21 protein-coding genes are annotated in these 23,749 nt (G+C 68.4%); 18 read left to right on the top strand and 3 right to left on the bottom strand.

The window, feature by feature from the left end; translation table 11 throughout:
- Positions 1–26 precede the first annotated feature (26 nt).
- The 6 genes from murD to ftsZ all read left to right on the top strand — a co-directional run bounded on the left by murD (position 27) and on the right by ftsZ (position 7,790).
- The gene (murD, locus tag ACFVVI_RS29100; protein ID WP_378992683.1) at positions 27–1,463 is read left to right on the top strand and encodes a UDP-N-acetylmuramoyl-L-alanine--D-glutamate ligase; all 1,437 of its coding nucleotides are present in this window, start codon (positions 27–29) and stop codon (positions 1,461–1,463) included.
- Positions 1,464–1,508: 45 nt separating this feature from the next.
- Positions 1,509–3,002, top strand: a complete 1,494-nt coding sequence (gene ftsW, locus ACFVVI_RS29095) for a putative lipid II flippase FtsW (protein WP_387447609.1) — start codon at positions 1,509–1,511, stop codon at positions 3,000–3,002.
- A gap of 55 nt (positions 3,003–3,057) precedes the next feature.
- Complete coding sequence (gene murG / locus ACFVVI_RS29090; RefSeq protein WP_387447608.1) at positions 3,058–4,173, top strand: undecaprenyldiphospho-muramoylpentapeptide beta-N-acetylglucosaminyltransferase; 1,116 nt, start codon at positions 3,058–3,060, stop codon at positions 4,171–4,173.
- Positions 4,170–5,684 (top strand): UDP-N-acetylmuramate--L-alanine ligase, encoded by a 1,515-nt coding sequence (murC, locus tag ACFVVI_RS29085; protein WP_387447607.1) that lies wholly within the window; start codon positions 4,170–4,172, stop codon positions 5,682–5,684. The genes murG and murC overlap by 4 nt, the downstream gene beginning before the upstream one ends.
- Positions 5,685–5,692: 8 nt before the next feature.
- Complete coding sequence (locus ACFVVI_RS29080; protein ID WP_378992686.1) at positions 5,693–6,370, top strand: cell division protein FtsQ/DivIB; 678 nt, start codon at positions 5,693–5,695, stop codon at positions 6,368–6,370.
- Positions 6,371–6,530: 160 nt separating this feature from the next.
- Positions 6,531–7,790 carry a cell division protein FtsZ gene (gene ftsZ, locus ACFVVI_RS29075; RefSeq protein WP_378992594.1) on the top strand — a complete coding sequence of 420 codons (1,260 nt, stop codon included), beginning with the start codon at positions 6,531–6,533 and terminating at the stop codon, positions 7,788–7,790.
- Between the two features lie 68 nt (positions 7,791–7,858).
- On the opposite strand, the gene ACFVVI_RS29070 is transcribed toward ftsZ, so the two are convergent.
- Positions 7,859–8,404, bottom strand: a complete 546-nt coding sequence (locus tag ACFVVI_RS29070; RefSeq protein ID WP_378636696.1) for a hypothetical protein — start codon at positions 8,402–8,404, stop codon at positions 7,859–7,861.
- A 178-nt stretch (positions 8,405–8,582) separates the two neighbouring features.
- Here ACFVVI_RS29070 and ACFVVI_RS29065 point away from each other — a divergent pair, with 178 nt between their 5' ends.
- The 8 genes from ACFVVI_RS29065 to ileS all read left to right on the top strand — a co-directional run bounded on the left by ACFVVI_RS29065 (position 8,583) and on the right by ileS (position 18,855).
- Positions 8,583–11,372 carry an AAA family ATPase gene (locus ACFVVI_RS29065; RefSeq protein ID WP_387447606.1) on the top strand — a complete coding sequence of 930 codons (2,790 nt, stop codon included), beginning with the start codon at positions 8,583–8,585 and terminating at the stop codon, positions 11,370–11,372.
- A gap of 146 nt (positions 11,373–11,518) precedes the next feature.
- Complete coding sequence (gene pgeF, locus ACFVVI_RS29060; RefSeq protein WP_378992596.1) at positions 11,519–12,250, top strand: peptidoglycan editing factor PgeF; 732 nt, start codon at positions 11,519–11,521, stop codon at positions 12,248–12,250.
- A complete protein-coding gene (locus tag ACFVVI_RS29055; protein WP_379315101.1) occupies positions 12,247–12,978 on the top strand; it encodes a YggS family pyridoxal phosphate-dependent enzyme in 732 nt (243 codons plus the stop codon). Before pgeF ends, ACFVVI_RS29055 begins: the two co-directional genes overlap by 4 nt.
- Positions 12,979–13,085: 107 nt before the next feature.
- Positions 13,086–13,841 (top strand): cell division protein SepF, encoded by a 756-nt coding sequence (locus tag ACFVVI_RS29050; protein WP_378636706.1) that lies wholly within the window; start codon positions 13,086–13,088, stop codon positions 13,839–13,841.
- Between the two features lie 89 nt (positions 13,842–13,930).
- A complete protein-coding gene (locus ACFVVI_RS29045; RefSeq protein ID WP_056816435.1) occupies positions 13,931–14,233 on the top strand; it encodes a YggT family protein in 303 nt (100 codons plus the stop codon).
- A 60-nt stretch (positions 14,234–14,293) separates the two neighbouring features.
- The gene (locus tag ACFVVI_RS29040; RefSeq protein ID WP_378992599.1) at positions 14,294–15,151 is read left to right on the top strand and encodes a DivIVA domain-containing protein; all 858 of its coding nucleotides are present in this window, start codon (positions 14,294–14,296) and stop codon (positions 15,149–15,151) included.
- A gap of 89 nt (positions 15,152–15,240) precedes the next feature.
- Positions 15,241–15,441 (top strand): hypothetical protein, encoded by a 201-nt coding sequence (locus ACFVVI_RS29035; protein WP_378844007.1) that lies wholly within the window; start codon positions 15,241–15,243, stop codon positions 15,439–15,441.
- 279 nt (positions 15,442–15,720) lie between these two features.
- Positions 15,721–18,855, top strand: coding sequence for an isoleucine--tRNA ligase (gene ileS / locus ACFVVI_RS29030; protein WP_379312909.1), 3,135 nt, complete (start codon positions 15,721–15,723; stop codon positions 18,853–18,855).
- 62 nt (positions 18,856–18,917) lie between these two features.
- Here the strand turns inward: ileS and ACFVVI_RS29025 are convergent, their stop codons facing one another.
- The gene (locus tag ACFVVI_RS29025) at positions 18,918–19,331 is read right to left on the bottom strand and encodes an organic hydroperoxide resistance protein (protein ID WP_378992602.1); all 414 of its coding nucleotides are present in this window, start codon (positions 19,329–19,331) and stop codon (positions 18,918–18,920) included.
- Positions 19,332–19,441: 110 nt separating this feature from the next.
- Between ACFVVI_RS29025 and ACFVVI_RS29020 the strand changes: the two genes are divergently transcribed.
- Both ACFVVI_RS29020 and ACFVVI_RS29015 read left to right on the top strand, forming a co-directional pair.
- Positions 19,442–19,975, top strand: coding sequence for a TetR/AcrR family transcriptional regulator (locus ACFVVI_RS29020; protein WP_378992604.1), 534 nt, complete (start codon positions 19,442–19,444; stop codon positions 19,973–19,975).
- A gap of 337 nt (positions 19,976–20,312) precedes the next feature.
- Complete coding sequence (locus tag ACFVVI_RS29015; protein ID WP_387447605.1) at positions 20,313–20,828, top strand: NlpC/P60 family protein; 516 nt, start codon at positions 20,313–20,315, stop codon at positions 20,826–20,828.
- Here the strand turns inward: ACFVVI_RS29015 and ACFVVI_RS29010 are convergent.
- Entirely contained in the window at positions 20,825–21,706 is an 882-nt protein-coding gene (locus ACFVVI_RS29010) for a UTP--glucose-1-phosphate uridylyltransferase (protein WP_056816413.1), read from the bottom strand. The genes ACFVVI_RS29015 and ACFVVI_RS29010 overlap by 4 nt on opposite strands.
- 177 nt (positions 21,707–21,883) lie before the next feature.
- Here ACFVVI_RS29010 and ACFVVI_RS29005 point away from each other — a divergent pair, with 177 nt between their 5' ends.
- Positions 21,884–23,182: a DNA polymerase IV gene (locus ACFVVI_RS29005; protein ID WP_387447682.1), complete on the top strand. Its 1,299-nt coding sequence runs from the start codon at positions 21,884–21,886 to the stop codon at positions 23,180–23,182.
- Positions 23,183–23,241: 59 nt separating this feature from the next.
- Positions 23,242–23,739, top strand: a complete 498-nt coding sequence (locus tag ACFVVI_RS29000) for a hypothetical protein (protein ID WP_378992608.1) — start codon at positions 23,242–23,244, stop codon at positions 23,737–23,739.
- Positions 23,740–23,749: the final 10 nt, after the last annotated feature.

Here is a 23,749-nt window from a genome sequence, read left to right as displayed (position 1 = left end):
CCCGCGCCCTGCGTTCCCCGGGCCCGATGCTCGAATTCCTGCGTGGCCGCGACGTTCTCGTCGCCGGTTGGGGCGTCTCCGGGCGCTCGCTGATCGAACCGCTGCGCGATATCGGCGCCCACCCCGTGGTCACCGACAACGGCGCGAAGGCGCTCGCCGAGGCCGCCGAACTCGGCCTCGAGATCGCCACCAGCGTCGAACTCGAAGGCGCCGACCTGAGCCGGTTCGCGCTCGTGATCACCAGCCCGGGCTGGCGACCGGATTCGCCGGTGCTGGTCTCGGCGGTCACCGAGGGCGTGCCCGTCTGGGGCGACGTCGAATTCGCCTGGTGGGTCGATCAGGCCCGCATCTACGGGCCGGTCCGCAAATGGCTGGTGATCACCGGCACCAACGGCAAGACCACCACCACCCAGATGACGCATTCGATCCTGCGCGCCGCCGGCATCTCCAGCGTGGCCTGCGGCAATATCGGCCTGCCGATCCTGGACGCACTGCGCCGCAACCCCGGCCCGCAGGTTCTCGCCGTCGAGCTGTCCTCGTTCCAGCTGCACTGGGCGCCGTCGGTGCGACCCGAGGCAGGCGTCGTGCTCAATGTCGCCGAGGATCACCTGGACTGGCACGGCGGTCTCGATGCCTACGCCGCGGCGAAGGCCCGCGCGCTGACCGGTCGCGTCGGTGTCGTCGGCCTCGACGACCCGGTCGCGGGCGCACTGGCCCGCAAGGCCAAGGCGCGGCGCACCGTCGGCTTCCGGATCGGTGTCCCCGCCGACGGTGAGCTGGGTGTGGTCGACGGCAAACTCCTCGACCGCGCCTTCACCAAGGCCGCGATCCTCGCCGAGACCAGCGACATCAGCCCGCCGGGACCCGCGGGCATCGCCGACGCGCTGGCCGCGTCCGCGCTGACCAGGGCCATCGACGTGGCCCCGCAGTTCGTCAAGGAAGGCCTCGCCGAACACAAGGTGGGCCCGCACCGCACCGCGTTCGTGCGCGAACTCGGCGGTGTGGAGTTCATCGACGATTCCAAGGCCACCAACCCGCACGCCGCGCGCGCCGCGATCATGGCGCACCCGCAGGTGGTCTGGGTGGCGGGCGGTCTGCTCAAGGGCGCAAGTGTCGACGATCTGATCGAAGAGATCGGTGACCGGCTGGTCGGCGCGGTGCTGTTCGGGGCCGACGCGCCGGTGATCGCCGCCGCGATGACGCGACACGCACCCGAAGTCCCGGTCATCGAGCTGGATGCGGGAGACGATGCAGACATGGAGTCGTCGAGATCGCAGCGAGCCGAGGCGGTCATGGGCCGCGCGGTGCGCGCCGCGGCGGGTCTGGCTCGCGCCGGAGACACTGTCCTGCTCGCGCCCGCGGCCGCTTCCCTCGACATGTACGACGACTACACCCATCGCGGACGCTGTTTCGTGGATGCGGTGACGGCACTGGAAGATGGTGACATCGGGCGGGCGCTGTGACGAAGGCGCGCCCGGCCGAGCAGTCACCGCCCAAGAGGGGGCAGCGTGGTTAAGAGCCGGGGCAGCGTGGACGACAGCCGGGTCGGTAAGGGCCAGGCGGGCGCGAGTACTCGCCGCAAGAGTTCGGGGCAGCCGAATTGGGCGGGGGAGCGCTTCGGTGCGTGGCTGGCCCGGCCGCTCGCGTCGTTCCATCTGATCGTCACCATCGCGACCCTGCTCACCGTGCTGGGTCTGGTGATGGTGCTGTCGGCGTCGAGCGTCGAGGCCTACGCCGGTGGTGGTTCGGCCTACGCGTTGTTCATCCAGCAGGCAATGTTCGCCGGGCTCGGTGCCATCGCCTTCTATGTGGCGTTGCGGTTGCCGCTGCGGTTCTTGCGCCAGTGGTCGTTCCCGATCTTCAGCATCTCGGTGCTCGCGTTGGTGCTGGTGCTCATCCCGGGCATCGGCGCGATCCACGGCGGCGCGCGCCGCTGGTTCGACATCGGCCCGCTGTCGATCCAGCCCTCCGAAGTCGTCAAGGTGACCCTGATCGTGTGGGGTGCGCACCTTCTCGCCTCGCGCCGGGGCGCCCAGCTCAAGGACATCCTGGTGCCGCTGGTGCCCGCGGGTCTGCTGGTGTGCCTGCTGGTGGTGCTCGAGCCGAACCTGTCGACCACCATCGCCCTCGGCATCGTGCTGATGGCGCTGCTGTGGTTCGGCGGGCTGCCGGCGCGACTGTTCGTCGGGATCATGGTGACCGGTCTGGTCGCCGCTTCCGTGCTGGCACTGTCGGCCGGGTACCGCTCCGACCGTGTGCGCGCGTTCTTCAATCCCGGTGACGATCCGCAGGGGGTCAACTACCAGGCGCGTCAAGCCAAGTACTCCCTTGCCGACGGCGGTATCTGGGGCCGTGGCCTCGGACAGAGCCGCGCGAAGTGGAGCTACCTGCCCAACTCGCACAACGACTTCATCTTCGCCATCATCGGCGAGGAACTCGGCTTCCTGGGCTGCATGCTGGTCTTGGCGCTGCTCGCCCTGTTCGTCTACGCGGGTATCCGCATCGCACTGCGCTCGGTCGACCCGTTCCTGCGCCTGCTCACCGCTACCGCCACCACCTGGATCACCGCGCAGGCACTGATCAACATCGGCTATGTCGTCGGGCTGCTGCCGGTGACCGGTCTGCAGTTGCCGCTCGTCTCGGCCGGTGGTTCGTCGCTGGCGATCACGCTGTTCATGTTCGGCATCATCGCCAGCGCCGCCCGGCACGAACCCGAAGCGGTGTCGGCGTTGAAGGCAGGTCAGGACGGCAGGCTCAGCAGGCTGCTCCGACTACCGGTGCCCGAGGTGTACACCCCGCCGGCGCCACGCAAAGTGGCGCCGCGCGCCCGAACCGAACGACCACGTCAGGCCCCTCGCCGCCAGCCGCCCGCCGACCGCAGGCGACGGGTGCCGGAAAGCCGCGGCACGAGTTCGCTACGGTCGACAAGAGCGTGGGAGCCGACCTACCCGATGCCACACCGCCCGGTGAAACGGCGGACCGGCGGAGGCGGCGGAGCATGACCACGCAGGCTTTCGCGAGATCGAATTCGATACAGAGAGAACGAGGTAGATCCAGGTGAGTAACCCGCGATCCGGGTTGTCGGTGATCGTCGCAGGCGGAGGAACCGCAGGCCACATCGAACCCGCGCTGGCTGTCGCCGACGCGCTGCGCAGACTCGACGACTCGATCCGGGTGACCGCCTTGGGTACCGAGCGTGGACTCGAGACGAAACTGGTGCCCGAACGCGGGTACCCCCTGGAGCTGATCCCGCCGGTGCCGTTGCCGCGCAAGCCCTCCGCCGACCTGCTGCGGCTGCCCGGCCGGGTACTCGCCTCGGTCAAGGCCACCAGGGCGGTGATCGACGACGTGCAGGCCGACGTGATCATCGGGTTCGGCGGCTACGTCGCGCTGCCCGCGTATCTCGCCGCGCGCGGCGGGCTGTTCGGTCGCAAGCGCAAGGTACCGGTGATCGTGCACGAGGCCAACGCGAAGGCCGGCGTCGCCAACAAGGTCGGCGCGAAACTCGCCGCGAAAGTGCTCGCCGCTGTTCCGGATTCGGGGCTGGCGGGCGCGCAGGTCGTCGGCATTCCGGTGCGTGCGTCCATCACCGGACTCGACCGTGCCGCGTTGCGCGCCGAAGCTCGCGCGCACTTCGGCCTGCCCGCCGAGGGGCCGGTGCTGCTGGTGTTCGGTGGTTCGCAGGGCGCGCGCAGCCTCAACGAGGCCGTCTCCGGCGCCGCACCGCAACTCGCGGCCGCGGGCGTCTCGGTGCTGCACGCGCACGGCCCCAAGAACAGCGTCGAGGTGAGCACCGCCGACGCGCCCGCCCCCTATGTGGCGGTGCCCTACCTGTCGCGGATGGACCTGGCCTACGCCGCCGCCGACGCGGTGGTGTGCCGATCCGGTGCGATGACCGTGGCCGAGGTGTCGGCGGTCGGCCTGCCCGCCTTCTACGTGCCGCTGCCGCACGGCAACGGTGAACAGGAATTCAACGCCCGACCAGTGGTCGCGCAAGGTGGTGGCACAATTGTGGCCGACGCCGAGCTGACCCCGAAATACGTGATCGATGAGGTGATTCCGCTGCTGCTCGACCCCGCTCGACTCGCGCAGATGAGCCGCGCCGCCGCAGGCGCAGGCCATCGCGACGCTGCCGACACGGTGGCCAGGATCGTCACCGAGGTCGCCCGATGAGCGAGCCGGACCAGCAGATCGGGGAGTCCGCGGGCGCGGCCCTGCCACCCGAACTCGAACGCGTGCACATGGTCGGCATCGGTGGTGCGGGCATGTCCGGTATCGCGCGCATCCTGCTCTCGCGCGGCGGCAAGGTGTCCGGCTCCGATGCCCGCGAGAGCCGTGGCGTGCTGTCGCTGCGGGCCCGTGGCGCCGAGGTGCGCATCGGGCACGCCGCCGACGCGCTCGACCTGCTGCCCGGCGGCCCGACGGTCGTGGTCACCACCTACGCCGCCATTCCGAAGACCAACCCCGAACTGGTCGAGGCGAATCGGCGCGACATCCCCGTGCTGATGCGCCCGACCGTGCTCGCCGCGCTGATGCGCGGGCACAGGACCCTGCTGGTCTCGGGCACCCACGGCAAGACCTCGACCACCTCGATGCTGATCGTCACGCTGCAGCACTGCGGCGCCGACCCGTCGTTCGCGGTCGGTGGTGAGCTCAACGAGGCGGGCACCAACGCCCACCACGGCAGCGGTGACATCTTCGTCGCCGAAGCCGACGAGTCCGACGGCTCGCTGCTGCAATACGACCCGGACGTCGCGGTGGTCACCAATATCGAATCCGACCATCTGGACTACTTCGGCACCGACGAGGCCTACATCCAGGTCTTCGACGACTTCGCCGACCGGCTGGCCCCCGGCGGCCTGCTGGTGGTGTGTCTCGACGATCCCGGTTCGCTCGCCTTGGCCCAGCGCGTCGCGCCGCGCATGGCCGAACGCGGGATCGAGGTCCTCGGTTACGGATCGGGCGATCTCGATGACGCGCCCGTGCCCGTCGGCGCGCGGCTGCTCGACTGGCAGCCGCGCGATGTCGGCGGCATCGTGGAGTTCCAGCTCGACGGCGAGACCATCCCGCGGTCGTTGCGCCTGTCGGTGCCCGGCAGGCACATGGCCCTCAACGCGCTGGCCGCGCTGCTCGCCGCCCGCGCCACCGGCGCCGACGTCGACGAGATCGTGCAGGGTCTGGAGGGATTCGGCGGCGTGCATCGCCGGTTCCAGTTCACCGGCCGGGAGAACGGGGTGCGCGTCTTCGACGATTACGCCCATCACCCCACCGAGGTCCGTGCGGTGCTGGAGGCCGCCGCGCAATTGGTCGCCCAGGAAGCGCGGGACGGCGCTCGCCTGCAGCGCGGCCGGGTGATCGTGGTGTTCCAGCCGCATCTGTACAGCCGCACCGCCACTTTCGCCACGGAGTTCGGCACCGCGTTGAGCCTGGCCGACGAGGTGGTCGTTCTCGACGTCTACGGCGCGAGGGAAGACCCGCTGCCCGGCGTCAACGGCGCGCTGGTCGCCCAGTCGGTGACCACACCCGTGCACTACCAGCCGGATATGTCCAAGGTCGGCAAGCAAGTCGCCGCGCTCGCGGGCGACGGTGACGTCGTGATCACCATGGGCGCGGGCGATGTGACGATGCTCGGCAGCCAGATCCTCGACGGCCTGCGGGCCAGGCCGCAGCAGGGCGGCCGGTGAGATTGCCGATGCCCGCCGCCCGCGGGTGGCACGGCTACCGTCTCTGGACGGTGGTCGGGGTGGTCGTGGTGAGCCTGCTGGTGGTGCTGGCCTGGTTCACACCGGCGTTGTCGGTGCGCACGGTGCGCGTCGACGGGCTGTCGGCGGTACCGGAGGCCGACGTGCGTGGTCGGCTCGAAATTCCGGACGGGCGTTCGATGTTACGGATCGATACCACCGCGATCGCCCAGCGCGTCGCCGCGATCCCGAAGGTACGTTCGGTCCGGGTGCAGCGTAAATTCCCCTCGACAGTGCTGGTCACCGTCGTGGAGCGAACACCGGTGGTGTATTTCGACGCACCGGACGGCGCCCATCTGGTCGACGCCGAGAGCGTCGAATTCGCGATCGAGCCCGAATCACCCATCGGAGTCCCGAAACTGCTCACCGAGGGCTCGTTCACCGGGCCCGCGGCGGCCAGGGCCGCGGTGGATGTGCTGGTCACCCTGCCACCCGCCTTGTCGGTGCAGGTGGGCGAGGTTGTCGCACGGTCGATTTCGGACGTCTCGCTGAGCCTTCGCGATGGCAGGAAGGTAGTGTGGGGCGGCACGGGCGACGGTGAGCGCAAAGCTGCTGTCGTGTTGCCACTACTGACCCGTGAGGGGACCGTGTTCGACGTTTCGAGTCCGAATCTGGTCACGGTAAAGTGAGCGACATTCTTTGTGGCACAAGATTCTGGCTCTCATCTCGGCGCGCCTGCGCCGGGATCGCAGTGGCTGCGAATAGCGTTCCGCAGCAGTCGGATACTTGACATAACGCCAACCCTATGGTTGAGGTTGAGGGTTTAAGATCGAAGGAAGGCGAGAGCCCATGACGCCCCCGCACAACTACCTTGCAGTGATCAAGGTCGTCGGTATCGGCGGCGGCGGCGTGAACGCCGTCAACCGAATGATCGAACAGGGACTCAAGGGAGTCGAGTTCATCGCGGTCAATACCGACGCGCAAGCCCTGCTGATGAGCGATGCCGACGTCAAACTCGATGTCGGTCGTGAGCTCACCCGAGGCCTCGGTGCCGGAGCCGATCCGGAAGTCGGCCGCAAGGCCGCAGAGGACCACAAGGACGAGATCGAAGAGGTGCTCAAGGGCGCCGACATGGTCTTCGTCACGGCGGGCGAGGGTGGTGGCACCGGTACCGGTGGCGCCCCCGTCGTCGCCAGCATCGCCCGCAAGTTGGGCGCCCTGACTATAGGGGTCGTCACCCGGCCGTTCTCCTTCGAAGGAAAACGGCGCGGGAACCAGGCCGAAGTGGGGATCAACCTGCTTCGCGAGTCGTGCGACACCCTCATCGTCATTCCGAACGACCGGCTGCTGCAGCTGGGCGACGCCGCGGTGAGTCTGATGGACGCCTTCCGCTCCGCGGATGAGGTGCTACTCAACGGTGTTCAGGGTATTACCGACCTGATCACCACCCCGGGCCTGATCAACGTCGACTTCGCCGACGTCAAGAGCGTGATGTCGGGTGCCGGATCGGCACTCATGGGCATCGGCTCGGCGCGGGGCGAGGGTCGTTCGGTGAAGGCGGCCGAGACGGCGATCAACTCGCCGTTGCTCGAAGCCTCCATGGACGGCGCGCACGGCGTGCTGCTCTCGATCGCGGGCGGTTCCGACCTCGGGCTGTTCGAGATCAACGAGGCGGCTTCGCTGGTGCAGGAGGCGGCCCACATCGAGGCCAACATCATCTTCGGTACGGTCATCGACGATTCGCTCGGCGACGAGGTGCGAGTCACCGTCATCGCCGCGGGATTCGACGGTGGCGGCCCGTCTCGGCGGAGTTCGGAGCCCAGCGCGGTCACGACCAGCCGGACCGGGGTGAACCCCATCGGTTCCGGCCGCGCGGGCGAGATCGGCCAGGGACGTCCGTCGGAGGCGCCGTCGCGTCCCACCGAGCCCGCCACGGCCGGGGTGTCCGGTGGCCGGGCCGCCGCGCCGAACTACCGCGATACCGAGCGGTACCGGGAGTCGGAGCGTCAGCGGGTCACCGAGCGCGCGATGAACCAGGTCAACAACCCGGAAGTGCGCGAAGGCGACGACGACGACGAGATCAACGTCCCGGACTTCATGCGTCGATAAGCGTTCGCAGACACGAAAAGCGCCCGAACTCCTGTCGAGTTCGGGCGCTTTCGCGTGCTGGGCGGGGATCAGCCCTTGGCGCTGCCGAGGCAGTAAGTGATCTTCGGATCATTGACCACGAGCACCTGGTCGGCGTCCTCGCCGCACAGCTGCTCGTCGACCTGACCGTCGACGCGGGTGACGACCTTGAAGCTGGCGTCGGACGCGGTGCACGGCACGAACTTGTAGCCGGTCATCATGCCCTCGTTGTAGCAGCTGCCCTCCTTGAAGTTCGGGGCCAGACAGAGGAACGCGACCGTGCCGCCGCTGCCGAAGGTCTCCTCGTAGGAGGTGTAGTCCTCGTGGCACTCGACCTTCTTGTCGTGGACCTGCACGACCTGGTAGACGGCGTTCTCGGCCGAGCACGGGACCGGCTCGGTCTTGGAGTCGATCACCGACGCCGAGATCACGTTGATGCACTCACCGACCTTCGAGCGGGCGGTGTCGGACTTGCTCGCGTCCTTGGCGACCTCGGTGACCTTGTCCACGGCCGAGCAACTCGCGGCACCGAGTGCCGCGACCGCCAGCAGTGCGAGCGAGAACCGCGAAACCATTCCCTTGCCGGTGAACGTCATGCGAACCTTCTTTCTGCAGAACCTCACCGCGGACCCTTCGGCGGTGTAGGCCCCGATCACCCAACCTCACCCGGCGCCGGCGAGCATCCGGGAAACCACGGTAATTTCGCCGCGGTGGCACCGTTATGCTCTGATCCGGCCGTCCACGGCCGATCTCGCCAGTGAGGTACGGAGTGTCATGTTCGAACGCGCATTCGTCGGCCGTGCCGCCGAACTCGCCGCGCTGACCACGACTTTCACCGGCCCGGACGCGCCCTGGTTGCTGCTGGTCGACGGACCGGCCGGAATCGGCAAGTCCCGCTTGATCGCCGAGTTCATCGGCGCGGCCCGTTGCCGGGTCCTGGTGGTCACCAGCGCCGAGGACGCGCAGTCCCAGCCGCATTATCTCGCCGATGACATCGTCGAACAGCTGGACGAGGGCGCGGGTGATGCGTCCGCGGCGGCACCCAAGACCTCGGGAGTGACGCCGGATTCACGCGACCCGGCCGATCTGGTTCGCCATGTGCGGCGTGCGCTCGGCGCGGTCGAGACCCTGCTCGTCGTCGACGACGCGCAGTGGGCAGACCTGGAATCGGTGCGGCTGCTCGCCTTTCTGATCCGGAACCGCCCCGCGCGGGGATTCCGCCTGCTGCTCTGCTTCCGCGACGGCGGTTGCCCACCGTCGATCGCCCGATCGGTCCGCGCGCCGCGGGTGCGGACGGTGCACGTGCGGGTTCCACCGTTCACCGAAGCTGATGTCGACGGGTTGCTGCCCGGGGAGGAACCGGATCGGCGGGCCAGATTGTTCGCCGCGTCGCATGGCAATCCGCTGTACCTGACGCTGCTCGCCGATCTGCCCGACCGCGAATTGGATCGGGCATTGCAGGGGGAGGAACCCGACCCCGCGTCGAACGATTTCGCGGCGCTGGACCGGACGATCCGCGCCGAACTGGCCCAGCTTCCGGATACCGAGCGGCTGGTAGCGCAGGCCATCGCGGTGTGTGGACTGCCCCCTGACCTCGAATTATTGTGCTCGACAGCCGATCTCGCGGAGGGCGCGGTGGTCGCGGCGGTGGACGGGCTGGTTCGGCGCGGCGTGGTCAGCATCGGCGACGGCGCGGTGACGTTCGCGCATCCGCTGATTCGCACGGCCGCCTACCGGCTGTCCGGCCAGGGCTGGCGAGCGCTGGCGCACCGCAGGGCCGCGCTCGCACTGCGCGCACGTGGCGCGTCGATGCCCTCGCGCGCGCGTCATCTCGAGCACACGCTCCTCGGCGCCGACGAGATCGCGGGCGCGGAATTGCGACTGGCCGCCGCACAGGTGCTCGCCGACGCCCCGGCGGCGAGCGCCCGCTGGCTTTCGGCCGCCGCGCGGATCGCGCCCGCGACCGACGACCCACTCGCCGCCGCCCTGGCACTGGGCCGGGCGCAATTGCTGTCCGGCGCGGCCGCGCGAGCGGTGGAGACCCTCGAACCGGCTGCCGCCACCGCGGGTCGGCACCAGCTGGAGGCGCTGCTGCTGTCAGCCCGTTGCGCGCGCATGCTCGGTCGCGTCGATCAGGCGCGCACGCTGCTGGCGCACGGTGCGACGCTGCCTCGCCGCCCCGGCGACGGACCCGTGCAACTGGAACTCGCGATCCTGGAAATGCAGGATCGCCAGGACTCCGAAGGCCAGGCCCGCCTCACCGCGTTGTTCGACTCCGACGCCATCGACGACCCGGCCGTTCGCGCCGCCGCGACAGCCTTGCGCTGTCTCGGTCTCCTGGCCGACGCGCGCATCGCCGAGGCCGCCCAGCTCTACGACCCCTGTGGCCGAGCGTTCGGCCTGCTCACCGACACAGTCCTGCGTGAGGTGGTCCACGCCGCCCCCGCGTTCGGCTGGTGCGCCTACTTCCTCGACCGCGATGCCGACGGCCTGCACCACCTGGACCGTGCGATCGCGGTGAGCCGCCGCTTCGGCCGCACCTACGCTCTCGCCGAACTCCACACGGTTCGCGCCTACTCGCTGGCCAAACTCGGCCGTCTCCACGACGCCATCGCCGCCGCCGATGAAGCCACCGACGCGGCGACCACCTTCGGCTATCCCGACCTGGTCTCCTTCGCAGGCGCGCTGAAACTGCGCACTCTCCAACTGACAGCCCCGCCGGCGGCGGTAACCACCCAGTGGCACACCGTTTCCGCGCTCACACGTCCCACCGTGCGCTGGTGGCGCCAGGTGGTGGAGACCACCCTCACCGAAGTCGGCCGAACCCTGGACCTGCCCGCCTGCGCACCCCCACCCCAGAACGGCCGACCCGGCCCGCTCACGCCGACACACCTGTCCCGGGCCGCCCGCGCCGCGATAGCCACCGGCGACCTCGCCGCCGCCGCCGACCTGGTCGCTCGTGCCGAAGCGGCCGCCGCGGCGACGAGTCACGCCGTCCACCTCGGCGAGCATTCCGTCGCGACCGTGCGGATCACCCCGGGCGGCGACCTCGGCAGTCAGGTGGGTGCGGCCGCGCTGGCGCGGGCCGAGTACGCCGCCGCCACGGGCGAGGTGGCCGTCGCGGCAGCGGCTGCCGAGGCAGCGGTCGCGGCGTTCGCGCGTGCCGGAATGGTGGTGAACCGGGCACAGGCCGAGTTGATCGCCGGTGTCATCGCGGGCAGATGTGGTGATTTCGGTCGCGCGACCAGTCGATTCGCCTCCGCACGCGCGGTCTTCCTCGCCACCGGTGCCACCCGTCTGCTCGACGAGGTGACCACCGAACAACGTCGTCTCGCAGGCGCCCAGCGTGTCGGTCCCCCGGCCGCGCTGACCCGGCGCGAACGCGAAGTCGCCGAGCTGGCCGCCAACGGCCACACCAACAAGGCCATCGCCGAGCACCTCTGCCTCAGCCCCCGCACCGTCGAGGACCATCTCAGCCGAGTGTTGCGCAAACTGGGACTGGCCGGCCGCGCGGGCATCGCGCGCAAGCTCGGCGAGCTCGACGTCGCGGAGTCCGCCGGGTGACCGGGCGCGCGGTGATCGCCGTGGCGGTCGACGGCGCCGGTCCGTTCGGTGAGGTCGAGCACCTGTCGGCCCAGTCGTTTCGGGCTTGACCGACGTCACTGCGCGCGATGACCGCCCGACCCGGTGACCGCACTACGCTCGAACACATGACTTCCGCACCTCCTACCGTGACCGTTCGCCGGGTGACCACCACCCGCGCCGGTGGCTTCTCCGCCGCGCCCTACGACTCGTTCAACCTGGGTGACCACGTCGGTGACGATCCGGAAGCTGTGCGCCGTAACAGGATTCGGCTGGCCGAGGGCATCGGCCTCACTCCCGACCGGTTGGTGTGGATGGAGCAGGTCCACGGGCGCACTGTCGAGATCGTCGACGGGCCGCGCGCCGAACCGGTGCCGGTGACCGACGCGCTGGTCACGACCGTGCCGGGACTGGCGCTGGTGGTGCTCACCGCCGACTGCGTGCCGATCCTGCTCTCCGACGACGAGGCCGGCGTCATCGCCGCCGTGCACGCGGGCCGCATCGGCGCCCGGATCGGCATCGTGCCGCGCGTCCTGGACGCGATGGTGTCGGTCGGCGCCCGCGTCGACCGCATCGGGGCCTTCCTCGGCCCCGCCGCCTCGGGTCGTCAGTACGAGGTCCCCGCCGCGATGCGCGCCGACGTGGAAGCCCACCTGCCCGGCAGCGCGACCACCACCGTTCGGAAAACTCCCGGTCTCGACCTGCGCGCGGGCATCCGCCGACAGCTCACCGAGGCGGGTGTCGCCGGAATCGCCGTCGACCCCCGCTGCACCATCGAGGACAAAACCCTGTTCAGCCACCGCCGCGGCGCCCCCACCGGCCGCATCGCCGGCGTGATCTGGATGGATCCCGCCGCATGACGACCGAAACCGCGACGGACCGCACCGCGGAGCTCTCGGCCCGCCTCGACGGGCTGCTCGCGCGCGTCGACGCCGCCGTCGACGCCGCCCGCCGCCCGGCGGGCTCGGTCCGTCTGCTCCCGGTGACGAAGTTCTTCCCCGCCACCGATGTGGCCATCCTGTACGCCCTCGGCCGGCGCGAATTCGGCGAGTCGCGCGAGCAGGAAGCCTCGGCGAAGGTCGACCAGCTGGCCTACGACGATGTCGAATGGCACATGATCGGTCGTTTACAACGCAACAAGGCGCGCTCGGTCGCGCGCTGGGCACACACCGTGGCCTCGGTCGACAGCGAACGTCTGGCAAATGCCCTGGACCGGGCGGCGCAGGACGCACTCGCAGCCGGCGAGCGTATCGCGCCGCTGCGGGTGCTGCTGCAGGTGAGCCTGGACGCCGATCCCGGACGCGGGGGTGTCGCACCGGCCGATCTGCTCGCCTTGGCCGACCTGGTAGCGAAGGCGCCCGGACTGCATCTGGCCGGTCTGATGGCGATTCCGCCCCTTGACGCCCCGAGTGATGTGTCGTTTGCGAATCTTGCGACATTGCACACTTCGCTGCTCGCGCAACACGCCGAAGCCACCGAACTTTCTGCAGGTATGTCGGGTGATTTGGAGATTGCGGTCGAACACGGTTCGACGTGCGTGCGTGTCGGAACCGCCCTGATGGGCGCGCGACCGATAACCTCGGCGTAGCAAAGAAACCTCACCAGTCACATTCGACACATACGATTGGGCTGAAGAGGCGCTGAGCAAGAACTTCAACACCCGGCCGCCACCGGGGCCGAAGGAAGGTCGACCAGATGAGTACCCTGCATAAGTTCAAGGCGTACTTCGGCATGGTTCCGCTCGATGAGTACGAAGACGACTACGTCGACGATCATGCCCCTCGCGGCGTCGAGGAGCGCGCTGGCCGCGTTCGTCCGCGCAGCTACGACCGTTATGCCGAAGACCGCTACGGCGCCGACCGTTTCGAGGACGAGGCCGACGACTTCCCGCAGCCGGCGTACAAGTCGGCCTACCAGGCGCGTCGCGACGACTATGTCGCCGACACCTACGCCGACGATCGCTACGAGACGCCGCGTCGCCCCACCAGGATCGAAACGGCGCCGTCGTCGGGCCGGTCCTTCCGGGCAGGCGGTGTCGCACCCGGTATGCGCGGCTCCACTCGTGGTGCGCTCGCGGTCGATCCCGACGCCGAGGAGCGCAGGCTGGAGGAGCGCTTGCGCCCCGAGCCCGCACCCGCGCGGCGTCCTGGGATCTTCGAGGACGGAGGTCCCTTGTCCAAGATCACCACGCTGCGTCCGCGCGATTACAGCGAGGCCAGGATCATCGGTGAACGGTTCCGCGAAGGGAATCCGGTCATCATGGACCTGGTCGACCTGAGCAATGCCGATGCCAAAAGGCTGGTCGATTTCGCGGCCGGACTCGCTTTCGCGCTGCGTGGTTCGTTCGACAAGGTGGCGACGAAGGTGTTCCTGCTCTCACCGGCCGATGTCGACGTATCAGCGGAAGAACGCCGCCGCATCGCCGAAAACGGCTTCTACAACCAGAAATAGAGAACACACACCGGATACCGAGATGGCCGCCCGCGCACTGCGCGGCGCGGCCATTTTGCACCATGCCGATTTTGCGGCAGAGTGAAGCCGTGGCCCTGTTCGCGGTTCTGTACCTCGTGCTTTTCATCTTCTGGCTGTTGCTCATCAGTCGGGTGATCGTGGAGTTCATTCGCAGTTTCGCGCGCGACTGGCGCCCGACCGGTGTGGTGGTGATCGTCCTCGAGGTGATCTTCACCGTTACCGACCCCCCGGTGAAACTGCTGAGGCGGTTGATACCTCCTGTGAATCTTGGGGGGATTCGTCTCGATCTTTCGATAATGGTCCTGCTCTTCCTCGTCTTCATCCTGATGTCGATCGTGGGTAGGCTCGGTCAGCCCGTGACCTCCGTGTGACACAATGAATCGAGAAGACCGCTTGCTAGTTCTCCAAAAGACGCGTGAAGGGATCCTTCGATGCCGCTGACTCCTGCCGATGTGCACAACGTCGCGTTCAGCAAACCGCCGATCGGTAAGCGCGGCTACAACGAGGACGAGGTCGATGCCTTCCTGGATCTCGTCGAACAGGAGCTTTCGCGCCTGATCGAGGAGAACGCCGACCTGCGTCAGCGGGTCGCCGAACTCGACACCGAGCTGGCCGACGCCAAGAAGAACCGTGGTCCTGCCCCGGTCAGCGCCGCGAAGGCGCCCGTACAGCAGGCACCTCCTCCCGCGCCGGAACCTGTTCCGCAGCCGGTTCCCGTCGCGCCGCCCGCTCCGATGCCCGTCGCGGCGCCGGCGCAGAACAACGGCCCGGACGCGAACATGCAGGCCGCGAAGGTGCTCACCCTGGCGCAGGAGATGGCCGACCGCCTCACCACCGACGCCAAGACCGAGGCCGAGGGTCTGCTCTCGAACGCGCGAGCAAACTCCGAGCGACTGGTCGGCGACGCCCGCACCCGTTCGGAAGCGATGATCGCCGACGCGCGTCAGAAGTCCGACGCGATGCTGGCCGACGCGCAGAACCGCTCCGACACCCAGATCCGGCAGGCCAAGGACAAGGCGGAGGCGCTCACCGCCGACGCCGAGCGTCAGCACGCCGAGATCATGGCCACGATCACTCAGCAGCGCACGGTGCTGGAAAGCCGCATCGAGCAGCTGAAGACCTTCGAGCGTGAGTACCGCGTGCGCCTGAAGTCCTACCTGGAATCGCAGCTGGAAGAGCTCGAGAACCGTGGGTCGGCCGTGCCGGTCGACGGCGGCGAGTTCGCGGGCGAAACCAACGGTTCGGCCAACAGTCTGGCTCCGGCTTCCTTCGCCAAGGGCGGCAAGTAAACTGGTTCCCGAGTCGCGCGACGCAGCGCGTCGCGTGATTCGGGAATGCCCAGTTATCGTCGGGCTGCTCGGTTGGCTTGGGAGTCACCATGCTCGTCTTGACGCTTGTTCTAGCGGCGATCGGCTTCGGACTGCTCGTCGCAGCGCTCGCCACCGGTTCGGTGGTGTGGGCGTGGGGGTGCATTCTGATCTGCGTAGTCGGTGCCGCGAGTTTGCTCGTGAGCGCGCTGGCCACCCGAAAACCCGAGAGCGAACCGGTCTCACCCGGCCGACACGCCCGGCGGAACTGAGCGGGCGCGGAATATCCACTGGACGCACCCGGTTAGAATCGAACTACACATGGCGCTGATCCGGCTATCACCGGGGAGCCTTCGGAAGAACGGCGCGTCAGCGCTCAGTAGAACCGAACGGGTGAGCCCGTCACAGCTCACACAACGAGAGGCCTGAACCCTTCGCAGGGAGTGGATCAGGCAAACGGGGTGGTACCGCGGTACGGCGCACCGGCGCCGACATCGTCCCCGTGCCCACATTCCGCGCTCACGGCGCGGCGGCACGAGGAGCAATCCGCGATGGCGGACGAGACAACTACCGGTAGCGCATACCCCCGGGTCGATTTCGGCGCGGCGTCGGGCGCGACGTTCCCGGAGCTCGAAACCCAGGTGCTCGACTACTGGGCCCGCGACGACACCTTCCGCGCCAGCATCGACAACCGCGACGGTGAGGGTGAGTTCGTCTTCTACGACGGTCCGCCGTTCGCCAACGGTCTGCCGCACTACGGGCACCTGCTGACCGGCTACGTCAAGGACCTGATCCCGCGCTTCCAGACCATGCGCGGCAAGAAGGTCGACCGCCGCTTCGGCTGGGACACCCACGGTCTGCCCGCCGAGATCGAAGCCGAGAAGCAGCTCGGCATCACCGACAAGGCCCAGATCGACGAGATGGGGCTGGCCGAGTTCAACGCCGCCTGTAAGTCGTCGGTGCTGCGCTACACCGGTGAGTGGCGCGACTACGTCACCCGCCAGGCCCGCTGGGTCGACTTCGACAACGACTACAAGACCCTCGACCTCGACTTCATGGAGTCGGTCATGTGGGCGTTCAAGTCGCTGCACGAGAAGGGCCTGATCTACCAGGGCTTCCGCGTGCTGCCCTACAGCTGGTACGAGCAGACGCCGCTGTCGAACCAGGAGACCCGCCTCGACGACGCATACAAGATGCGTCAGGACCCCGCGGTCACCGTCGACATGCGCCTGTCCGTCCCCGCCGAGCACCCCTTCGCCGCGCTGGACGGCGCGAACGCGCTGATCTGGACCACCACGCCGTGGACCCTCCCGTCCAACCTCGCGATCGCGGTGCACCCCGACGTGCGCTATGTGCACGTGCGCGGCGCCGACGACAAGCGCTACCTGCTCGCCGCCGAACGTCTGTCGCACTACAGCCGCGAACTGGGCGAGGAGCCGGAGGTGCTCGGCGAGTACGACGGCGCGGCGCTGGCCGACCTGTCCTACGCCCCGCCGTTCGACTTCTTCGTCGGCCACCCGAACTCGCACCGCGTGCTCACCGCCGACTACGTCACCACCGACTCCGGCACCGGAATCGTCCACCTCGCACCGGCTTTCGGTGAAGAGGACATGGACGTGGCCACGGCCAACGGCATCGAGATCGTCCAGCCACTCGACCCGGCGGGCAAGTTCACCTCGATGGTGCCGCCGTACGAGGGTCTGATGGTCTTCGACGCCAACCCGGTGATCATCAAGGATCTCAAGGCCGCCGGAAAGCTGTTGCGGCACGAGACGATCGAGCACTCGTACCCGCACAGCTGGCGCTCCGGTCAGCCGCTGATCTATATGGCCGTGCCGTCCTGGTTCGTCGCGGTCACCAAGTTCCGCGACCGGATGGTGGAGCTGAACCAGCAGATCAGCTGGGTGCCCGAGCACATCCGCGACGGACAGTTCGGCAAGTGGCTCGAAGGTGCGCGCGACTGGAACATCAGCCGGAACCGCTACTGGGGCAGCCCGATCCCGGTCTGGGTCTCCGACGATCCGGCCTACCCGCGCGTGGACGTCTACGGTTCGCTGGACCAGCTCGAGGCCGACTTCGGCGTGCGCCCCACCGACCTGCACCGCCCGCACATCGACGACCTCACCCGGCCCAATCCCGATGACCCGACCGGGAATTCGACGATGCGCCGGGTCCCCGAGGTGCTCGACTGCTGGTTCGAGTCGGGCTCGATGCCCTACGCCCAGGTGCACTACCCGTTCGAGAACAAGGAGTGGTTCGACAGCCACTTCCCCGGCGATTTCATCGTCGAGTACAACGGGCAGACGCGCGGCTGGTTCTACACCCTGCACGTGCTCTCCACCGCGCTGTTCGACTCGCCGTCGTTCAAAACCGTGGCCGCGCACGGCATCGTGCTCGGTGAGGACGGCCTCAAGATGTCGAAGTCGAAGGGCAACTACCCCGACGTCAACGAGGTCTTCGACCGCGACGGTTCCGACGCCATGCGCTGGTTCCTGATGAGCTCGCCCATCCTGCGTGGTGGCAATCTCATCGTCACCGAACGTGGCATCCGCGAGGGTGTGAGCCATGCGATGCGGCCGCTGTGGAACGCGTGGACCTTCCTGCAGCTCTACGCCTCGAAGCCCGGTGTGTGGCGCACGGATTCGCCGAACGTGCTCGATCGCTACATCCTCGCCAAACTCGCGGTCACCCGCGACGTGGTCACCGAGGCCCTGGAAACCTACGACATCGCCGGTGCCGCCGACGAGTTGCGTGGGTTCGCCGACGCGCTCACCAATTGGTATGTGCGCCGGTCGCGTTCGCGGTTCTGGTCCGAGGATCGCGACGCGGTCGACACCCTGCACACGGTGCTGGAAGTGGTCACCCGGCTCGCCGCGCCGCTGCTGCCGCTGATCACCGAGGTGATCTGGCGGGGGCTCACCGGCGAGCGTTCGGTGCACCTCACCGACTGGCCGACCGAGACCGAGCTGCCGCACGATCCCGAACTCGTCGCCGCCATGGACGAGGTGCGGGTGGTGTGCTCGACGGTGCTGAGCCTGCGCAAGGCGCAGAACCTGCGGGTGCGGCTGCCTCTGGCCGAGGTCACCATCGCCGCGGCCGATGCCGAGCGGCTCGCGCCGTTCACCGAGCTGATCGCCGACGAGGTCAACGTCAAGAAGGTCGACCTGACCACCGACGTCTCCGCGCACGGCCGGTTCGAGCTGGTCGTGAACGCGCGCGCCGCGGGACCGCGCATCGGCAAGCAGGTCCAGACGGTGATCAAGGCCGTGAAGGCGGGGGAGTGGAGCGAGTCCGCCGACGGTGTCGTCACCGCCGCCGGGATCACCCTGCTGCCCGAGGAGTACACCCAGCGTCTGGTGGCCGCCGAACCCGAGTTCACTGCCGCCCTGCCCGGCAATGCCGGCCTGGTGGTGCTGAACTCGGTGGTCACCGAGGAGCTCGAGGCCGAGGGCTGGGCCCGCGACCTGATCCGCGACCTGCAGGAAACCCGCAAGTCGCAGGGTCTGGAGGTGTCCGACCGGATCAGTGTGGTGCTGGACGTGCCCGCGGAGCGGGCCGAGTGGGCTGCGACCCACCGGGACCTGATCGCCGGGGAAATCCTCGCCACCACACTGACTTTCGGTGACGCCGGTGCCGATGCCGCCGAGATCACGGGCGGCGTGAAGGTATCGGTCGCGAAGGTCTAGTACGTCGGGACAGCGAAAAAGGGCGGGACCAGCTGGTCCCGCCCTTTTTCGCGTGAATGCGGTTACTCGACGACCAGTTCCACCGGGATGTTGCCCCGGGTGGCGTTGGAGTACGGGCACACCTGGTGGGTCGCCTCGATGAGCTGCTGCCCCTGCTCGTTGTGCAGGTGCTCGGGCAGTTCCACCCGCAGCACGACCGAGAGTCCGAACCGGCCGCCGTCGAGGGGGTTCAGGCCGACTTCGGCGGTTACCGACGCGTCGTCGGCGTCCAGCTTCATCCGCTTGGAGACCAACTGCAGCGCACTGGCGAAACAGGCCGAATAGCCCGCCGCGAAGAGTTGCTCCGGGTTGGTGCCCGCGCCGTCGCCGCCCATCGCCTTGGGGCGGGCGAGCGTCAGATCGAGCACGCCGTCGTCGCTGTAGGAACGGCCGTCGCGGCCGACCGAGGTGGCTACTGCGGTGTAGATGGATGCCATGGTGTCCTCCTAGACAGACTTGTCTGTTCGCTTGTGATCTCAGAGTAGACAGACCTGTCTGGTATCGTCAAGGGAAAGCGCTGAATCCCGGAAAGGACACAGGTCAGGCGATGAGTGCGGCTCGTGAACGTCTGCTCGATACAGCAACCCGGTTGTTCTATGCCGAGGGTGTCCACACGGTGGGCATCGACCGGATCATCGCCGAGGCCGGTATCGCCAAGGCCACGTTCTACCGGCACTTCAAGAGCAAAGATGACCTGGTAGTCGCCTATTTGCAGCGCGAATACGCGCGCCAGCGCGAGGCGCTGGAATCGGTCGAGGGCGAAGGCTTCGCCGCGATCGCCACCACCTTCGACGCGCTCCGTGACATCAGCTGCGGCCCCGGCTTCCGCGGTTGCCCGTTCCTCAACGCCGCCGTCGAATTCACCGACCCGGCGCACCCGGTCCGCCGCGTCGTCGACGACTACCGCACCTGGTTCCGTGAACTCATGGCCGAACACCTGCGCGCCGGCGGTCACTCCGCCCCCGGCGACGCGGCCCGCGCCCTGCTGCTCACCCGCGACGGCGTCACCATCAGCGGCGGCGTAGGCGACACAGACACCGTGCGCGCCGGCATCGAGGCGGCTCTGAAACTCATCGGCTGATCACGCGAGACCGGGGCGACTCACCGGATACGCCCACGACTCGGCTTCGACCCGACCGTCGGCCCGGCAACCTCGTGGCCACGCCGTCACGACCGGCAGAAGTCGCCGAGTGGCCGCACAGTCGTGCAGAATTGTGACGTTACTGCTGATGCGCATGGAACCGCTGAGGCGACAGTGACTGCTCGTGACGTTTGTCCTGTGGAAACGGTGCCGCGCCGATGATGGCCACATCCCGGCGCGACACCGGATCAGTGGGTGGCTCACCCGGATCAGGCGATGCCGCCCGATAGCCGACCAGCCGGAAGCTCAGCTCCCGGCCGTGAGGAAGGGCGCGCACATGAAGCGAAAACTCCTGGGACGGTTGGCCTTCGGCTTCGTCGCCACCGTCACCACCACCATGGTCCTCGCTGGGCCCGTGTGGTCGCAGCCGGGCAGCTCGTCGGGCTCGGGGACGTCAGGTTCCTCGTCGGGGAGTTCCAGCGGCTCCGGCATGATTCCGCTGCCCAGCGCCACCGGCATCGGCGCACTCACCGCCGCCATGACCCAGCTCGGCAAACCCTACGAGTGGGGCGCCGTGGGACCGCATTCCTGGGACTGCTCGGCGCTGGTGCAATGGGCATTCCGGCAGGTCGGCGTCACCTTGCCGCGCACCACGTGGGAGCAGGCGAAGGTCGGACTTCCGGTGACCTTCGGCGGCCTGGCACCCGGCGATGTCGTCATCCTCAACGGCGACGGCTCCCACGTCGGCATCTACGCGGGCCTGGGCCAGCTGCTCGACGCCCATGACTGGGGCGTCCCGGTCGGCCTGCACCCGTTGCGCGAATTCGATATCTTCGCGATTCGCCGGTTCTAGTTCTCGTCCACCAGCTGACGCAACAGCGGGCCGTATTCGGGATGGGCCAGTGCCGAGGCGAACTGGGCCACCAGGTAGTCGGCCGGGTTGCCGGTGTCGTACCAGCGGCCCTGGATGACCTGGCCGTACACCGCGTGCTCGGCGGCGTAGTTGTTGATCGCGTCGGTCAGGTACACCTCGCCGGTCTGGTGGGTGTACCAGTTCTCGGTCTGGATGCGCAGCTCGTCGATGATGCCCGGCGTCACCACGTAGCCACCGATCGCGGCGAAGGCCGACGGCGCGTCTTCGGGCTTGGGCTTCTCCATCAGGCCGGAGATGCGCAGCAGGCCGTCGTCGAGGTCCTCACGCACCACGGGCACGCCGTAGCGCTGCGATTCACCCGGCGACATCGGCAGCAGCGCCAACACCGGGCATCCGGTGGATTCGTAGGCGGTGATCAGCTGCTGAGCGCGCGGTACCTCGGCGACGAACACGTCGTCGGGCCACAGCACCAGCATCGGCTCGTCGCCCAGATGACGTGCGGCGTTGAGCACCGGCGTGCCGTTGCCGTACGGGCCGTGCTGGTCGAGGTAGGTGATGTGGCCCTCGCGGGAGAGCTCGCCGACCTCCTCCACGGCGTCGGCGTAGGCGGACTTGCCGTCGGCGCGCAGCTGCGCGACCAGTGCCGGATTGGGCCGGAAGTGATCCTGGATCAACGACTTGCCGCTGCTCACGACGATGGTGATGTCGGTGATCCCGGAGGCCACCAACTCACGCACGGTGTGCTCGATGACCGGTTTGTCCCCGACCGGCAGCATCTCCTTCGGCGTCGCCTTGGTCAGCGGAAGCAGCCGGGAGCCGATTCCCGCCGCCGGAATGACAGCCTTGCGGATCTTCATCTCCCGATCATCACATATTCGGCTGTGTGATCGGTGTGCGACGGCTGGCAACGGGCTCGAGGAATTGTCGGTGACCCGGCGTAGATTGCGCTCGTGAGCACTCACACTCCTGTCGCCGGGGCTCCGGCCAGGCCCGATGCGGCGGTCACCGCCCGTCGCTGGGTGCTGCATATCGATATGGACGCTTTCTTCGCCTCGGTAGAACAATTGACCAGACCCACGCTGCGTGGCCGCCCGGTCCTCGTGGGCGGGGCGAGTCAGCGTGGCGTCGTCGCGGGGGCCAGCTACGAGGCTCGGGTCTACGGCGCGCGTTCGGCCATGCCGATGCACCAGGCCAGGCGGCTGATCGGCGTGTCGGCGGTGGTCGTCCCGCCGCGTGGCGCGCTGTACTCGGTGCTGAGCGGGCAGGTGTTCGACGCGTTGCGCAGCTGTGTCCCGGTGCTGGAGACGCTGTCGTTCGACGAGGCCTTCGCCGAACCGGCCGAGTTGGCCGGAGCGAGTGTCGCGCAGGTCGAGGACTACTGCGCGATGCTGCGCGCGCTCGTCCGAGCGCAGACCGGGCTCACCGCCTCGATCGGCGCGGCGACCGGGAAACAGCTCGCCAAGATCGGTTCCGGTCTCGCCAAACCCGATGGGATGCGGGTCATCTCGCCCTCGGAGCAGGGCGAGCTGCTCGCCTCGCTGCCGGTGCGCAAGCTGTGGGGGATCGGCCCGGTCGCCGAGTCGAGGCTGCGCAGCCTCGGCATCGAGACGGTCGGCGCGTTCGCCGCGCTGCCGGAATCGGAGGCCGTCTCGACCCTCGGCGGCAGCATGGGCGCCGCCCTGCACCGGCTCGCGCGCGGGATCGACGATCGCCCGGTCACCGAACGCGCCGAGGCCAAGCAGATCAGCGCCGAGAACACCTACGAGCGCGACATCGTCACGATGGCCGACCTGCGGGCCGCCGTCACCGCGATGGCCGCGTCGGCGCATCGCAGGCTCGAACGCGACGGCCGCGCCGCCCGCACCGTGGTCCTCAAACTCAAGAAATCCGATATGGGCATCGTGACCAGGTCCTTCACCCTGCCGTACGCCACCGCCGACCTGACCACCCTGGCCGCGGCCGCGCAGCGTTCGGCGATCGATCCCGCGGAACTGGGCCCGATCCGGCTCGTCGGTGTCGGGTACGGGGGATTGTCGCTGGTGCGCCAGGAATCGCTGTTCCCCGAACTGGATCAGGCGGTGCCCGCCGATCTCGGCACCGACGAGGATCCGCCGCCGCCGTCACCGGAAGAGCCGAATCTGCCTGTGGGACTGTGGTTTCCGGGAATGGATGTGCATCATCCGGAATTCGGGCACGGCTGGGTGCAGGGCGCGGGCTACGGCGTGGTGACCGTGCGATTCGAGACCAGCTCGACAGGTCCCGGTGCGGCGCGTACCTTTCCAGCCGACGACACGGGGCTGACACGGGCCGATCCGCTCGCCAGTCTCGCGTGAAGAGTAGCCTCGGCTACCGCGATGGAACGACTCCCCCCTCGAACGCAAAGGACGAGCAGTTGAAGCTTCGTACGACCGGACGTGTAGCGATCGCCGGACTGGCCGTGGTCGCCGCCCTCGGCCTGAGCGCGTGCAGCGACGACAAGGGTGACAAGCCCGCCGCCAAAGCCACCACCAGCGCGAAGGCTTCGGCTTCGGCGGCCACGGACCTGCCCCCCGTGCCGACCGTGGAACAGCTCAACCAGCAGCTCACCACCGCGCTGGATCCCGCGGTCCCCAACGACCAGAAGCTGGACTTCGTGCAGGGCGGCGAGGCCGACCCCGAGCTGCCGAACCGCTTGGCCCAGGCCGCCTCGGACGCCAATGTGCAGGTGCAGGTCACCGAGGTGACCTCCTTCGGTGACAGCGTCAACGCCAAGGCCAACTTCACCGTCAACGGCCAGACCAATGTCGTCGACGTGCCGTTCGTGGCCGAAGACGGCAAGTGGAAGGTCCAGAAGTCGTGGGCCTGCGGCATGATGACCAACCTGGGTCAGACCTCGGTCGCCTGCCCCTGATCTGCCACGC

This window comes from Nocardia sp. NPDC058114, from assembly GCF_042884695.1.
Lineage (GTDB): Bacteria > Actinomycetota > Actinomycetes > Mycobacteriales > Mycobacteriaceae > Nocardia.
The sequence above is the reverse complement of the archived record's forward strand: the minus strand, read 5'-3'. Positions and strand labels throughout refer to the sequence as shown.